At 31.9% G+C, this 15,699-nt stretch carries 17 protein-coding genes; 16 read left to right on the plus strand and 1 reads right to left on the minus strand.

Going from position 1 to position 15,699, the window contains the following annotated elements; all coding sequences use genetic code 11:
- The first annotated feature begins 100 nt into the window (after positions 1–100).
- From BLT80_RS16390 to BLT80_RS16425, 9 genes are all read left to right on the plus strand, one after another.
- Positions 101–967 (plus strand): S-4TM family putative pore-forming effector, encoded by an 867-nt coding sequence (locus BLT80_RS16390; RefSeq protein WP_092469971.1) that lies wholly within the window; start codon positions 101–103, stop codon positions 965–967.
- Positions 968–1,732: an SMODS domain-containing nucleotidyltransferase gene (locus tag BLT80_RS16395; protein ID WP_175455634.1), complete on the plus strand. Its 765-nt coding sequence runs from the start codon at positions 968–970 to the stop codon at positions 1,730–1,732. It begins immediately after the preceding gene.
- A gap of 731 nt (positions 1,733–2,463) precedes the next feature.
- Positions 2,464–3,177: a CPBP family intramembrane glutamic endopeptidase gene (locus BLT80_RS16400; protein WP_092469972.1), complete on the plus strand. Its 714-nt coding sequence runs from the start codon at positions 2,464–2,466 to the stop codon at positions 3,175–3,177.
- A 21-nt stretch (positions 3,178–3,198) separates the two neighbouring features.
- A complete protein-coding gene (locus BLT80_RS16405) occupies positions 3,199–3,663 on the plus strand; it encodes a hypothetical protein (protein WP_092469974.1) in 465 nt (154 codons plus the stop codon).
- A 216-nt stretch (positions 3,664–3,879) separates the two neighbouring features.
- Positions 3,880–4,287 carry a hypothetical protein gene (locus tag BLT80_RS16410; protein ID WP_092469976.1) on the plus strand — a complete coding sequence of 136 codons (408 nt, stop codon included), beginning with the start codon at positions 3,880–3,882 and terminating at the stop codon, positions 4,285–4,287.
- A 39-nt stretch (positions 4,288–4,326) separates the two neighbouring features.
- A complete protein-coding gene (locus BLT80_RS20150) occupies positions 4,327–4,494 on the plus strand; it encodes a hypothetical protein (RefSeq protein ID WP_175455635.1) in 168 nt (55 codons plus the stop codon).
- A complete protein-coding gene (locus BLT80_RS16415) occupies positions 4,466–8,266 on the plus strand; it encodes a hypothetical protein (RefSeq protein WP_092469978.1) in 3,801 nt (1,266 codons plus the stop codon). The genes BLT80_RS20150 and BLT80_RS16415 overlap by 29 nt, the downstream gene beginning before the upstream one ends.
- On the plus strand, positions 8,259–8,507 hold the full coding sequence (gene avs1c, locus BLT80_RS16420; protein ID WP_092469980.1) for an AVAST type 1 anti-phage system protein Avs1c: 249 nt from the start codon (positions 8,259–8,261) through the stop codon (positions 8,505–8,507). Before BLT80_RS16415 ends, avs1c begins: the two co-directional genes overlap by 8 nt.
- On the plus strand, positions 8,497–8,748 hold the full coding sequence (locus BLT80_RS16425) for a hypothetical protein (RefSeq protein ID WP_092469982.1): 252 nt from the start codon (positions 8,497–8,499) through the stop codon (positions 8,746–8,748). Before avs1c ends, BLT80_RS16425 begins: the two co-directional genes overlap by 11 nt.
- A 71-nt stretch (positions 8,749–8,819) precedes the next feature.
- On the opposite strand, the gene BLT80_RS16430 is transcribed toward BLT80_RS16425, so the two are convergent.
- Entirely contained in the window at positions 8,820–9,473 is a 654-nt protein-coding gene (locus BLT80_RS16430) for an N-acetylmuramoyl-L-alanine amidase family protein (protein WP_175455636.1), read from the minus strand.
- Positions 9,474–9,661: 188 nt separating this feature from the next.
- On the opposite strand from BLT80_RS16430, the gene BLT80_RS16435 reads away from it, so the two are divergent.
- From BLT80_RS16435 to traM, 7 genes are read left to right on the plus strand one after another with little or no spacing between them, the layout of a single operon-like run.
- A complete protein-coding gene (locus tag BLT80_RS16435; RefSeq protein WP_092469986.1) occupies positions 9,662–9,949 on the plus strand; it encodes a hypothetical protein in 288 nt (95 codons plus the stop codon).
- Positions 9,949–10,233 (plus strand): hypothetical protein, encoded by a 285-nt coding sequence (locus BLT80_RS16440; protein ID WP_092469988.1) that lies wholly within the window; start codon positions 9,949–9,951, stop codon positions 10,231–10,233. Before BLT80_RS16435 ends, BLT80_RS16440 begins: the two co-directional genes overlap by 1 nt.
- Entirely contained in the window at positions 10,220–12,622 is a 2,403-nt protein-coding gene (locus BLT80_RS16445) for a TraG family conjugative transposon ATPase (protein ID WP_092469990.1), read from the plus strand. The genes BLT80_RS16440 and BLT80_RS16445 overlap by 14 nt, the downstream gene beginning before the upstream one ends.
- A 4-nt stretch (positions 12,623–12,626) precedes the next feature.
- Entirely contained in the window at positions 12,627–13,265 is a 639-nt protein-coding gene (locus tag BLT80_RS16450; RefSeq protein WP_092470245.1) for a conjugal transfer protein, read from the plus strand.
- A gap of 2 nt (positions 13,266–13,267) precedes the next feature.
- Positions 13,268–14,110 carry a hypothetical protein gene (locus BLT80_RS16455; protein ID WP_092469992.1) on the plus strand — a complete coding sequence of 281 codons (843 nt, stop codon included), beginning with the start codon at positions 13,268–13,270 and terminating at the stop codon, positions 14,108–14,110.
- An 11-nt stretch (positions 14,111–14,121) separates the two neighbouring features.
- The gene (locus tag BLT80_RS16460; RefSeq protein WP_092469993.1) at positions 14,122–14,736 is read left to right on the plus strand and encodes a conjugal transfer protein TraK; all 615 of its coding nucleotides are present in this window, start codon (positions 14,122–14,124) and stop codon (positions 14,734–14,736) included.
- 20 nt (positions 14,737–14,756) lie between these two features.
- Positions 14,757–15,686, plus strand: a complete 930-nt coding sequence (traM, locus tag BLT80_RS16465) for a conjugative transposon protein TraM (RefSeq protein ID WP_092469995.1) — start codon at positions 14,757–14,759, stop codon at positions 15,684–15,686.
- Positions 15,687–15,699: the final 13 nt, after the last annotated feature.

The following is a 15,699-nucleotide window of genomic DNA, read 5'->3' on the forward strand; positions in this document are numbered from 1 at the left end:
TTTATCTTTAGACTATAAAACACCTAATAATGTGCACCAAAATGCAGCTTAATTTTAATCAATAACCTGTAGACGTATTTTAGGACGAGACATTTGAAAAATGAACAGAATTACACAAACACAGAACGAAACGAAATTTATTGAATATTTGAAAGCTCAAAGAGTCGCTTATAGCCAATGTAAAATATATCAAGTATTTGATGTAATAAGTGTTTTGATGGCAATTGTTTTACCGATAATTGGAATGTATAGAACCGACATTGTTAATTATTTAGGTGCTTTTGGAGTTTTATGGACGATTATTTATTTAGTAACCGAAAATTATAGAAAAAAGAAAACAGAACAAGGTGCTAAAATTCAAGAACAGTTTGACACAGAACTTTTTGAAATTCCTTGGAACGAAATATTATGCAAAAGCAAAATAAATACTGACACAAAAATTGACCTTGCAAAAGAATATAAAGGGAATGATTTATCTAATTGGTATTCACTAGAAGTTGATTCATCATTACCAAAAACAATTGCAATTATTCTTTGTCAGAGAATTAACTTCTCTTGGGAATTAAAACTGAGAAAAAGATTTGTAACTTTTTTAATAATTCTTTTAGTTGCATACTATGGGATTTTTATTGGATTTTTTATTTCAAAAAATATTGGAATCTATGATATACTCCTACTCATAGCACCTTCTCTTTCATTTTTAATTTATAGTGTTCAAAACAGTCTTTCTCTAAAAAATCATATTAAGTCAAAAAATGACACTCTAGGTCAAATTGACGAAATCCTAAATGAATACTCTGATAATGGAGAAAAGCCAAGTAAAGGTGTTCTAAGGCAAATTCAGGATATTATATACACAGAAAGAACCGTACCTGAAAAAATTCCAAATTGGTTTTACAAACTATCAAAATCTTCAAACGAAGACAGAACTGACAACATAATTAAATCCATAAAAGCAAAATTTTAAATGTCTGTACTATCATATCTAACTGACTTGTCTAGCTCAATTACAATTGCGGATTGGGAAAGAAACTCAATTGACACATCAATAAACACATTATCAACAAAGCTTGGAAATTACTTTGATAATATTGCTAGTAAATTTGTTTTCGGTTCATATGATAGAAGAACTATTTTAAGAAGAAGCAAAGATTCGAATTCTGACATTGATTTTATGGTGTGTTTTACTGACGGCAATGAATGGACACCTCAAACTTTAATGAATAGGTTAAAAAGATTTGCAGTAGCAAATTATTCAAAAAATGAAATATATCAATCATCACCGACAATTGTCCTTGAACTAAGTCATATCAAATTTGAATTAGTTCCTGCTTGGGGAACATATAATATTCCAGCACCAGCTTCTAGCTATACAACTTGGATTGGGACTTATCCTCTTACATTTAAAGGACAATTAAATGACAAGAATAGAGATAACAATTACCAAATAAGGAAACTAATTAGATTATTAAAATATTGGAATGTTATGAATTACAAAGTATATTCTTCTTATGAATTAGAAAAATATGTGATTGATAAGTATTTCTATTTCTGCACTAACTTAAAAGATTATTTCTATTTAGCAGTTGAGGGATTGCCAACTTATGACTTGCCAGAATACAAGAAAGCTAAAGTTGAAAGACTTAAAAACATTGTAAAATCAACAAAAGAAAATGAAAATGGAGGATGGTATGCTTTAGCTGAAATTGAAATTAAAAAAGCTTTTGAATAATAAAAAACGGCTACCAACAAAGCCGTGTATAATTAATGGCTAGTTCTCGCCTACTTACCAAAATCTTCGCGGATTTTCTATTCGGTTTATATTTGCTGAATTCGTTGCTTAACCACGCAACTAATCTTATTCAAAACCCTTGTGCGGCATGCAACTCACCCTCTGAAAAACATGAACGAAGAAGAAAAATTCCCAACTCCTTCTCAATTTTATAAAAATATAATGTAGACTTCCCCTTTTTGTAGGCTTCACTAAAAAAAGGACGTCCTGTAATTAAACATCTATGGTCATTTATAGCGGACAAAGACTATAACACTGAAGCTATTAATACCATGTTCCATGAACAAAGTGGGTTTGATCTGTATAGGGTTTTGGTTATTATGCATTGGCTATTACGGTTTACCGTAAGTTATTTAGAATAGAAGGTATTAACTTGGCTGTTAACGAAACGCAGTTGTACGTAACTTTACGTATAGTTTTTATTAGAAATATAATTAACTTCGTAGCACATGACTTTAACTATCTAAAACACTTGCTATTACCCACTTAATTTGTGGGATATGAGAGATAAAAGGTATGATATAACACGTTGTGCTTAATATTAACAAACCACCGAAAATTACTACTTCCATTTAGTTAAGGAATGTTTGCAGTGAAATTATTAATAAAATCTTGTAACCTTTTTTCGAGTGTATCGTCTTATAGACACCAATCGAATATGGATTAACTTAATGAAAGCTGAACAGAAACAAATTTCCAACGATTTAACCAAGCCAATTAATCACAAAGGTTTTTTATTTGACCTTATTATATACATTTCCGTAATGTTTCTAATTAGGGAAATTTATTTTCCGAGTGTAGGTTTTATAATCAACGGACTTTTTTGGTCATTAACAACTTTAATCATTGCTACTTGGCGGATGAAAGTCCGCAATGTTTCGTGGAAAGATTTAGGACTGCGCAAACCTGAAAGTTTCAAGAAAACTTTATTCGTCACTATTGGTATTTTAATAGCGATTGTTCTTTCCATAATGGCATTCGAGATGATTAAAGATTACCTACCCTTTTCATTGGAGCAAAAAAATTATTCTGAAAATTCAGCATCTAAATTTGGAAATCTTAAAGGAAATTGGTTACTGTTTTTCACAATTATGCCAGCGGTTTTACTTGAATCGATGTTAGAAGAATTATTAGACAGAGGTTTCTTAATAAACTGGTTTGAGAAATTATTTTCTCAAACCACAATAGCCACAATTCTTGCAGTAATACTACAAGCCTTAATTTTTGGGTTTAGGCATTCTTACGATTTGTCAGACAGGTCTATTAGAGTTGGTCTTATTGGTCTAATAATGGGAATTGCTTATGTGAAATTTGGAAGAAATTTATGGCCTTTGATTATTGCTCATTGCGTACTTAACACAATGTCAATGGTAGATAGAGTTTAAATATTTTAAAATTGTAACGAAATGAAAATCCAAAATTTAAACGATAGACTTGGTTTTGACGAAAATAGTCGATTGGGTAAAAAGTATGCTCAATTTCAACAGCTAATTTCCGAATTGAGTAATAAGGCCTTAAATGATGACGTTGTACTTGTCATAAATAATAAAATTAACTCTATCAATTCCATTTCAAATTTGGATAATCAATTTTCTAAACGACTGAAAAGCGCTCAATCAAAAATTTTAAAAGTAATTAAAAAACAACATAAATTAGCAACCAAAAACCATTATAGAAACATTTGGTTAGCCTTGGGAGTTGGTGCTATTGGAGTACCAATCGGAGTTGTTATTGGTTCAATTACAGGCAATATGGCTTTTATCGGAATTGGAATACCAATCGGGTTTGGTATTGGAATAGCAATTGGAACAATGATAGACAATAAATTAAAAGACCAAGGAAAACAATTAGATTTGGAAATAAAATACTAAGCACAACAGTGTATAAAAAACATAGGGCGTTTGTACTAAACCGAAAGGTTTGTGAATATTTACAAAGTCCGCTAAATATAAAATTTGGCATTTACAATAGAAAAGATAAAAGCAAAATATTTATATTTTGCTAAGTAATAAACCGAAACGATAGTGCTTATCACCTGCCCTACGATTTCTTATACTTAACGTTACCACCAATTTGAAAAAAACCTGATGAAAAAATATATTTCAATTGCTCTTTTTATCTTTCTAATATGTTGTCATCCAATTTTTTGTAAATGGGAATTAGGATACACACAATTAGAATCGCAACCAGACGAAAAACAAACTATTGGATTATACAAACTCTCTGAAGAATCAAAAGAATATTTGGGTTCTGACCTTAAAGGCTGGACTTCAACTCTTGAATTAAATAAAAACGGTAAATTAATTTATAAAAATGGAGACAAAATAATTAAAATCAAAACATGGCAAGTAATCTGTGGAGAATCATATGATTGTGTAATCGATATGGAGGAACGTGTAGTTCCTTTTACGGAAAAAAATGGAAAATATGCTATAATGATAGCGATAGGTGATGGCGATGAATGCAATGGAATTGTTTATGAAAAAACCAAATAAACCAATGATAATAATTCCTTTAAATAAAAAAACATACTTATGAAAAAACTTTTAGCTTTAATCCTACTTATTGGAATTTCAATACCTACCAATGCTCAAAATTTAAATGAAAAACTTTATGAAGCTGTTGTAAAAAATGACTTAAAAAAAACTGAAAAGCTTATAAACAAAGGAGCTGATGTTAAGTATCTGGGACACTATCTATGAAGATAAAAATAAGCTTTGGATAAGTTTAAGTATTTCCCAGCTCAGAAGTCCGTTAGAAAAAGAAAATATTATTCATATTCTACCAGCAGATGTGAAAACCTATTTTTATTCATCATTTCCAAGTATAAAATATCTATTTACAAAACATCATAACAAAATAGAAATATTTCATAATTCATTTAAAGAATTCATAACAAAAAAAGTAAAATTATTTATTAAAGACTGTAACGACAATATTGCTTCTTTTTGTGAGAATAATTTAGACAATGAGTATTCAATAGAAAACTGCTTACATCATTATGCGTTAAGTAATACTCCTGAAAAAGCATTAAAAAGTTGTAATCAAAAATGGGCAGATAAACTTACTCTTAATCATATCGAACCTGATATAGTTTTATTAGATATAAAAAACACAATAAACCTATCTTTAAAATTAGAACAAACAACAGAACTCATTAGGCTTTTATTACTCCTGCAGCGTATCGAGTTTAGGTATGATTACATATTATACGAATATGCCCAAAATATAGCTTTAGCATTAATAGCTAATGAAGATTATCAGCACGCTTTAAAATATATTGTTAGGAGAAATATTCTTTTAGTTAGTAATGATCAAGCTATAATTTTTTTGCAGTTGTTATACGAAGCAGAAGCCTATAAGGAAGCAAATGTACTGTTAGAGGCTATTGACGCTCGATTTAGAAAAGAGATTGAGAGTGAGTTTAAATCTGGCAAAGGAGTTTCTATGGATTTCTTTACAATGAAAGCTAACTCACTTGTACTGTCTACAAATGAAAATTCTGAAAAGGGATATAGACAATATATGGCTTTTTCGAAATTCCTTCAAAGTTTAGGTAGCAATGATGACTTCGATAGCGAACAAACTACAACAGGAGTAACATTAATGAGGGAAGTAACTACAGGTTGGCATCAAGCATATTTGATGAGAGCTAAAAATATTCATATAAACTCTGTTGAAGTATCAAAGTTCTCAGGAAACCCTTTAAATAGCCGATGGGCAAAAATGATAGCTCTTTCCAAGTACATCTATGATTATGAGCTAAATAGATATAATTCAAATTATCACGATAAAAATGACAGTCATCTTGAGATTGTCGCAGATATAGAATATTTAATATTAAATCACGGTTATATTAACGATAAAGTAGAAGTGATACTATTAGTTAAATCTCTTTTAAAAGATAGTAAAAATACTTCACTTGTTACAAAACTTATTAAAAATTATTTTGATTTTGAAATGGATGAAAATAATATAAGAAACGATAATGGAGTAGATTTTAATTATGCTGCATATATAAATATTGCATTTAAATCTAAATGCAAAGGTTATATAAATGATGATAATGCATTTCCCGAAATCAAAAAACGATGGAGTAAAAATGGTTGGGAACTTTATTTGAAGAGCATTATTGTTCTAATTCATTTCCTTGAAGGAAAAGCATACAATTTAAAAGCTAAAAATGATTCAGATGATTTTCAATTAATTAAAGAACAACTCAATTTAATCAGAGAATCCATAAATTTTTCATTTGAAGAAAGAAGCAATTGGAATAGAAGTTATCAATTACCTGAAGCTATCTTCCCTCTACTTTACACAAAATTAATACATTTATATTATCACTTTAATTCTAATGAACTAGATTCCTTTATTGAAGAAATTAAACAAAAATCAATTGACCAATTAGGGCTTTTTTCAGAAGGTTACCGAGAAGTTTTTCATGAAATTGTTAAAGAATTACTACTTCTAAATTATGAAACAGATAAAATTCAACCTATAGTACAATTATGGGAACAACATATTCTTAAAGGAGTACAAAATAGATGGGAACGCACAGAAGAACTTTTAAAAATATCAGAAATATATGCTCTTCTTGGAAAAAAATTTGAATTTAATAATACATTTCAAGAAGTACTAAATACATCTATGGGACCTACTTGGTACAAAGAAGCACAATTAGATTTAATAAATTCTACACTTTCCTATTTAAAAAGCGATAGTTCTAGCCTAAATAAATATGTCAAAGATTATGCATCTTTACTCGACTATGCTTCAGGAGAAATGACTTTCCAGAGGTATGTAAGGACTGAAAAAGAAAGTTTTATTAATAGTCTTATTGCAAATGGTAGACTAGATTCGGCGTTAGAATATTTTAAACAAGAAATACTTCCTTCTCCAGAATTATTAATAAATAATGCAGAACAGAACACATTTGACGCCCCAACAATTGGTGATGGTTATAATCTAGGGGCTAGAAATTTTGTTGAACAAAGGGGAGTATTAAAAATTTTAGAAAACATAGAAGATGTATCACCATATCTAAAATGGGCGCTGTGTGAAATATTCACTATCAATGATGATAACTTTAGATACATAACTTACTATGGTGAGAAAATTGCAGAAGTATTAAATGAAATAGAAATACTAGATAATTCTCATATTGAGAATGTGATTATTAACTTATCTAAAATTATTGCAGATAAAGAATTAAATGATGATGATAGAAGAGCTCTTTTAAATGAATTATATGTTGGATTAACAACATCAAATAGAACACGATTAAAATCACATTTAGTTAGTAAAGGGATTATTTGGGAATCTAAAAATCAAGAAGATAAAATAACAGAAGAGCAGCCATTAGAAAAAAACAAAGAGATTACGGATTTCGAAAAGTTTAATAACTCTATTAACTCAACCAAAGAAAACAGGCAACAATTAATAAAGACTGGTATTAATTCTTTTGAAAAAGAGAAAATAAGCATCTGGTACAATAACTGGTCTGGAGAACATAGTAAATCGAAAGAAAATATAAAAAGCCTATTAGAAACTGATACAGAAATAATACAGACTTTATCTCATGAAATACTAAAATTCAATGAAACCCCTTGGTTAGTCTCTAAAGAAGTTATATGGTTTTTAGAAGGTAAAATATCAAAATCACAAATAGAAGATATCTATAAAATTGTGAATAATCATTTTCATTACATTATTCGTCCAGATACTTCTGTGAAAGAAAAATATTTTTGGTTAGATAAAGAAAACGAAAAAATCAGTAACAATTCTCAAATTATCGATTTTTTAATATGGCTCCTCAATCACCCTTTTACAGATATTAGAAAAAAAACATTTAATAATTTAGTAGAGTTGGGAAAATTTTTAGGAGAAGAAGTAATCATAAAATTACTTAATACATCTTCATCAAAAACACCTTTACTGTCAACAAAAATGAGTTCTTATGTCCTAAAAAAAATTTCGGAGGAATATCCAGAAATAATTAAAAAGACATTAGAAACAAACTCAAGTTATGTGATTCAAATAGCCACGATTTCTCATTTCACGATTAAGTATAATTTTATTGCAATTGCAAATAACATTAAAGAAATAGGATATAAAGAATTAGCAGTTGAGCTGAATAAAACAATTCCAGATATTCCGTTTAAAACAGGTGACATTTTCTTAGAAGAAGAATTCCTATTACCTATTGCCCCCATAATAGATGAATTAAATAATAAAGAGGTTTTAAACGGAGGTTTTTGTAAAATATTAGTATCAAAAGTGATAGAATATTGTTCACCATTAAATACTATCGATTTAGTAAAATCAGACAAATATCTTCGTAGAAGTTTCCATGACGAAACACAATATCGAGGAAGGTATAATGATACATTAAATCATGCTTTAAATGAAGCTATTACCTCTGTAGTTTACAAAAATAATATGAAAACAATTCATGAAATTTTGAATAATGATTGAAAGCAGAAAAAATTATAGAGACTCTAGAGTAGAATTTGAAAGACACTTAAATCTTCTTGGTGAATTAATGGAGCAAGGTAGAATAAGTATAGCAGAAGGACTACGAAATTCTGTAGATGGAATTACTAAGGTAAGATATTCTCCAAACAAAAGAATAGACTTGAATACAGTTAATGAAATGGCTAGAAATATGGCGATGATGGCTGCAAACCAAACAGACTTTGAAGAAAATGAGGAATAAAAATTTAGGAGGTATGCCACCACCAAAAACAAGAAAAGAAATGGAGCATAATTTAGCCTTAGTCTTTGAAGACACATTAAAAAAACTAGAAAGTAACGATAAAAGTTTAAAAGGAAGCGTGCTAATATTTACAGCTCCTCATTTAAAAAAAGTTAAAAGCACACCAAATTTTAGGTTAAACCTATTAACAATAGATGAGTCAATCAGGCTTCAAGCAAATATGTTAGAGTGGATGAAATAAACTCAAAATTTCTATAAAGAATCTCCTCAGTAAACCTTTGATATTTTTCATAATACTATTAAACAAATCTTTCATAACCCTAACATTTTGAAAATAGCTTGAAGTATAACCAAAGCAATAGCACTTTGAGATTCTTCATTGCTCAAATAAATAGCCTCGTCGGATTGAGTTAAAAATCCTAGCTCTAAGAGTATTGACGCATTACTATCATTATCTCGTAATACCTGAAAGTTTCCATATTTCAATCCTCGGTTTTTAATCCCGAGAACATCTATTAATCCTTTTTGTACTATAAGCCCTAAATAAGTAGATGCTGATGCCTGCGCTTCACTTTTAAGATAAATAAAAACGTCTGTTCCAGCTGCGGTTGTATTTATAGCTTGATTGCAATGGATTGAAATAAAAATATCCGCTTTTAGTGTTTTTGCCAAAAGAGTTCTATCTCGAAGGGCTATTAAGGTGTCTGTATACCGCGTTAGAAATAACCTTAACGGATTATCAAATAACGTATCATTGAGAACTACCATTTTAGAAGCGATTGCTAAAACGATATCTTTTTCATTTATACCTTGTGTGGTTATAGCCCCAGGATCTTTTCCCCCATGTCCTGGATCTATTATAACAATGGGTTTCTTTTCTTGGTCTTTCTCATTCTGTGAATAAGAAATATTAAAAAAAACCAGGCAGAGTAGTAATACTATAATTTGATTTAACGTATACATCATAATCATTTTAGATTACACAATATTCAAGAAATCAATCAGTTCCTTAACAATCTTCAAAAGTTTAACACCCCTTAGCGTTAAAATTTAGAGATTTTCTTCCGTCAGCTTCATTTCATAATAGATTTCATAACGTATTAATCAAAACCTGCCATTTAGATCCCATCGATAAATGGCTAAATCTAGCACTTATGAAAAAATTACTGTTTACGCTATTCACATTTTTACTGACAACAGCCACAAGCTTTGCTCAGATTGGTGGTATTGAAGACTCCGTTAATGATGTTTCAGATACCATAAGAGCCATATTCCCCATCATTTTGGGAGTCATTTTTTTAATTGGATTCCTCTTTAACACTGGTCATTTCTTTGGAGAAAACGCAGATCTTAAAAAAGGGATTACCCGAGTTCTCGTATTTGTCTTGATTGCAGGTGCAGTGGTAGGCATCTTTACTTACCTCATAGGCATCGTTGTCTAATGAAACGGTTTGAGGTCTATAAGAACATAAGAAAACGGGCAGCCATTTTTGGATTGCCCATTTCTCTATTTGCCTTAATGATGGTGGCTATTCTTGCATCATTATTAATCATCATTTTCTCATTCAGCTTTGGGGTTATAATTGGTCTGATGTTTTTTAATGCTAGCTTATATGTGGCTTTAACACGGATCACAAACCATCCACAACTTTTCCAGATGACAAAAGCCTTTCCAAAACTTATAAGTAACAAAAGAATTTCTGTTTTAAATTATGAACACGATTAACCTTTCAAAATATCAACCCATTGTCGCTATTAAAGACCATATGGTATTTGCCAACAATGGTAATGTAGTGTTGTGCTATGAGGGGCATCTGCCAGAAATCTATTCCTTATCTGAAAAGGATTTTGAAGATATACATGGTGCATGGTTTCAGGCGTTCAAATCCTTACCTATTGGCACCGTGGTCCATAAACAAGACATTTATCTTAAAAAAACATATCACTCAGAACCGCTTCCAAACACCACCTTTCTCGAAAAAGCCACACACGCGCATTTTAAAGGTCGTGAGCATATAACACACCACTGCTATTTGTTCTTCATCTTAACCAAGAACAAGTCTCTAAACCATCCTAAATATGTCAACCCTTTCAAAACAATTTCAAAAGGCATTGCACAAGAACTAGATGAAAATATTAAAAGCTTCGCCAACGCCGTAAACGATTCCGTTTCATTTATAAACAATAGTCGTAAAATGGAATTTCTTCCACTACCACCAGAAGCTATTCAGCAATTAACACGTCAATATTTCAATGGTTTCAACGAGGGGTTCGACACGGACATTTTATTGGAAAAGAAAAAAGTCACCATAGGCGAAAACCATTTTGATACGCTTGCCGTCAACAGTGAATTATGCTTTGGAGACAATGTACAAAGTAGCAAAACCAATGAGAAATTTACTTCGGACGATTTTGTATTTCATCAAGGATTTATTGATGGTATAGGGCTTACACTTAACGAGAATCACATTGTTAACCAGATTCTTTATCTGGACGACAAGCAAAAGTGGCGTAAGCTATTGGATAAGAAAATCGAGGAACTTAATAAGAGTTCCAATTTTGGTTCACAAAACAAAGTCGTTCTAGGAAAAATTCAACACATTCTAGATCAAATTAATGCCGATGATAATTCACGAATCATTCGTGGTCATCTCAATATTATCTATTGGTCAAAAGACGCTAAAACTTTAGATAAGATCACCTCACAAATTAAGACTGAATTTAAGGAATTGGATATCATTCCTTATTATCCAAGAGGTGAAGAACGCAAAAATTATATCCTGAATAGTTACTGTTGCTTTTCATCCAATTTCTCAAACAGCGATTTGTACGTTACCGATTTGAAACACGCGCTTTGTCTGTTCATTAATAACACCAATTACAAATCCGATAAAACCGGCATTATCTTTAACGATAGAGAGCATAATATTCCAGTATTAAAAGATGTTTGGGATGAAAAAAAGAAGCGCATCAAAGCTCGGAATTTCGCCATTTTCGCTCCCACAGGTGAAGGCAAATCGTTTTTAGCTAATAACATCTTACGGCAATATTTTGAAAGTGGTGTACGATTAGTCATCATTGATTTGGGGGGTTCTTATACCAAATTTGCCAAACTCTATCCTGAAAAGTATACCGTATTGCGTTATGAGAGCGGACAAAACTTAGGGATCAATCCTTTTTATATCAGCGACGTCAAAGATCTGACTCCAGAACGCTTAGAGGATTTATCCGTATTTCTATTTGAACTGTTTGCTTCAGATTTAAAAGTTACCAAGGCACAATCGGTTTCGGTTAAGAAAATATTGCGTCATTATTACCGTCATACGTCTAAACAGCATTCTCTCGAAGGTTTCTATAATTATATAGAAAAGCACCAGAAAGATCTTCTGAGTCGCTTAAAAATCCATCCCGACTACTTTAATGTGACCAGCTTTTTGCACGTTATGTCTGAGTACGTTGGAGATGGTCTATATAGTTTTCTATTTGAAGTAAGTGAAGACCAGACGTATAAAATCGAAGACAAACGCTTAATTGTTTTTGAACTGGATGAAGTGAAAGACAATAAGGAAATTTTGTCGGTCATGTTGAAGTTAATTAAATCGGCGATCCAAAGAACCATATGGAAAAACAGAGCCGAAAAAGGCATCATTTTATTCGATGAGTTTGCGAAACAACTAAAGTTTGACAACGTACTGGAAAGTGTTGAATTTTACTATCAAGCGATACGAAAACAAAATGGGGCTATTGGGATCATACTACAATCCATTAATCAACTTCCCGACAATGCAACCTCAGCAAGTATTTTAGAAAACACCCAAGTTATCTATAGTCTGAATAATGAAAAAGGTTATGAAGAACTTGTAAAAAGACTCAATTTATCAAGTCATGATTTAAACCAATTAAAATCTATTAAAAACAATCTTTCTGGTTCACGGAAGTATACTGAAATGTTCATCAAAATCGGAAAAGAAAGCAACATTTTCAGGCTCGAGGTCCCGAAGGAAGTCTATGCCGCTTACTTAACTGATGGACAAGAAAATGAAGCTATAATGGCCATGTATGAAAAAAGCCAAAATATGGAAATGGCAATTAAAGAATTCACATCAAAACTATAATATTATGAAATTATCAAACAAAATTATCGAACACTTAAGCCATAGACTTGCTCTAAGTAAAACAAAAATTAAAACATTAGTTTTTGGGGTCATCTTTAGTATTACCTTTTTATGCCCTGGCAGGGCTACTGCCCAAGGCATGCCCACCTATGACAACACCAATTTTGTCAGCCTTGTAAAGCAATTGGTAGAATCGGGCAAACAAACTGCGCAGATGATTAAGTCTGTACAATTTTTGAAAGACGCCAAAGAAGCGATAGAAAAAGTATCTAGTGTCGTACAACAACTCCGAGCGGTTGAGGAAATTGCACAAAACAATCAACGCTTAATTCACGTGATGCAAACTGATTTACAGGACATTTTGAACTCGCCTTATATACAACCTGAAGAAGTAACTCGAATTGCAGAATCCTTTGATGCTATCGTTCAAAACGCTTTAGATACCGTAGATTTTATTGACGAAGTCCTATCGAGTGACCATCTAAAAATGACTGATGCAGAACGTGCTGAAGTTCTCAGAAAGAAGGAACAAGAATCTAAAGAAATGGTTGTGAACATCACGATAAAAACGAAGCGCTACAGCGCTATTATTTCCTTTAGAAAAATGCAAGACAAAGTTAATAATCGCGAAAGAAACTTTTAGAAATGACCGCAGCGATTATTTTAGGAATTGGACTTGAGTATATCGATACGATTTTTCAAACCATACAAAACAGCAGCTTCTCGCAATACACTATTGCAGGAATGAAAACGCTAGCTGTTTTGTTTTTCTTAATCAATATTCTAAAAAAATACAATGAAGGTGTTGCTGATAAAGATGGGTATTCTTGGGGATTAAGTCCTAGTGAGCTCGCAAAGAATTTTGCTGTTGTGCTCTTGGTTATTTTCTCAACGCAGGTGTTAGGTTTTTTTGATGGCATATTAGTAGCCATTGAAGGGCAATATAGAGGGACCGCACCTGCGTTATTACCATTACAACTACAAGATTTACCACTTGAAGAAGATGTAGGATTATTAGATGCTGCAAGTATGGCAATGACGCTTCTTTATGAAGTTTTACTTACACCACTCTATGGATTCAAGCTCTTAGCCTTTATACTAAGCACCATGCTGTGGATTCTTGACTTATTTATCTACCCCTTGTTTTTAGCAGAACGCTTCTTTCTATTAGGAATTATGCAAGCCTTTTTCCCTTTAGTTATAAGTCTCGCCGTATTTGAAAAGTTCCGTTCACTTGCCTATACCTTTTTTAAACTCTATGCAGCCGTCTATATGTTAGTTCCTGCTTTCTTCTTAGTCAATGTATTTATCAATGCGATCTATACGGAATTAAATACCAATTTTTGGACCAACCTATTTGGGACCGATTTTGGTCAAGGCTTTTTTGCACCCGTTGTACAACTAGGCACTGTTGGCTTTATAGTTTTCTTAAAATTTAAACTCTATAAGCGAGCCACATCATTTACGCTAAGACTATTTACCAGCTAATCCAACTCAATATGAAAACACCATACAAAAACATCTATAGCGTATTAAAGCTCAATCGATTTATTGTTTTAGTCGTCGTTATTTGTGCCTTGCTATCGAGTACTTTTTCCGTTTGGGTGGCCTTTAGGACATATAATAATGCCTTGAATAGTGCTTTTGCCATCAACACAGATGGTAGCATTATTCCGCTGAAACTCATTAACCAAAAGGAAAATTTTAAAGTGGAAGCTTTGGCACATTTAGACCTGTTTCACCACTACTTCTATAATATTGATGCCAGCAACTATGAAAAAAATCTGGAAAGGGCGCTTTGGTTAGGCAACAGTTCTGTAGATAATTTGTATCGTCAAAAAAAAGCAGACGGTGTTTATAACCGATTATTACAATATTCCTTAGTTCAGAAAGTACTACAAATTACTGCGCAATTAACAGAACACAATGGCTCATATACGTTTACTACAACCACCATTTTTGAAATTAATCGAGGTTCTATTGTCGATACCTATGAATTGGTTTCCACAGGGAACTTAATTAGCGTTGACCGGAACTTCCCAAACAATCCACATGGTCTTCTGATTACCAATTATTTTGAGAACACCTTAAAAAAGCTAAACACTAAAAATTGAGTCACTAAAAAATTCAGCAAATGAAAGTAGAAAAGAACAAAATAGTATTTATAGCAGTATTAGCAATTGTGTTCATATTCCTTATTTCTTATAGCCTAATGGTCATGGGAGATGATGACAATGAAAAGGACAGCCTTGAACAGACGTTGATTCCTGATTTAGAAGACAACCAGAAAACATATGATTCCAAATTAGATGCACTCAATGATTTAAAAGTAGTACGCGAAACCAACGCTCCTAGTATCTATGATGAAAAATTAATGGACTCCATGGGGTATTACGATCCAGAACTACCAGAACGTCATAAAAAACGAATTATAGACAGTATTTATGCCGCTGGAAAAATTCAATATTCAGAATTAAAACATCAAAACTTTGGACGACATAACGTAAAAACGAAGTCCCCTATAGCCATTGATTCTTCAGAAATAATTAGGGAGTTAAAAATACAAGCTAAAGAATTGGGACTGGAACATCAACTATTTTTTGCGGCTGCACCAAAACCCAATACATTTTCAATCATCGGTCATACAGATACCACAATTTACGCCGTTGTTGATGGAGACCAAATTGTAAAAGCAAATACGCGATTGCGAATGCAACTTACTAAAGCTGCAATGGTCAATGGAAAACAAATGCCCAAGAACACACTTTTATTTGGTTTTATAAGCTTTCAGCCCAATCGTGCATTAATTGAGATTGAGAATATCAACCATCACCCCACAAAACTCAAAGCTTTCGATTTACAAGATGGCAGCGAAGGCATTTATGTGGAAAACAACTTCAGAGCCGAAGCTACCAGTGAAGTTCTGGACGATGTTATAGGAGACATCAATATTCCAACAGTTCCACAGGTCGGTGGCATTACAAAAGTATTGAAACGTAGTAATCGAAATGTGAGGGTTACAGTACTGAACAATTATAAACTTATTTTAAAACCAAAATTATGAGCTCATAATGAGC

The organism is Winogradskyella thalassocola (assembly GCF_900099995.1).
In the GTDB taxonomy this organism is placed as follows: domain Bacteria; phylum Bacteroidota; class Bacteroidia; order Flavobacteriales; family Flavobacteriaceae; genus Winogradskyella; species Winogradskyella thalassocola.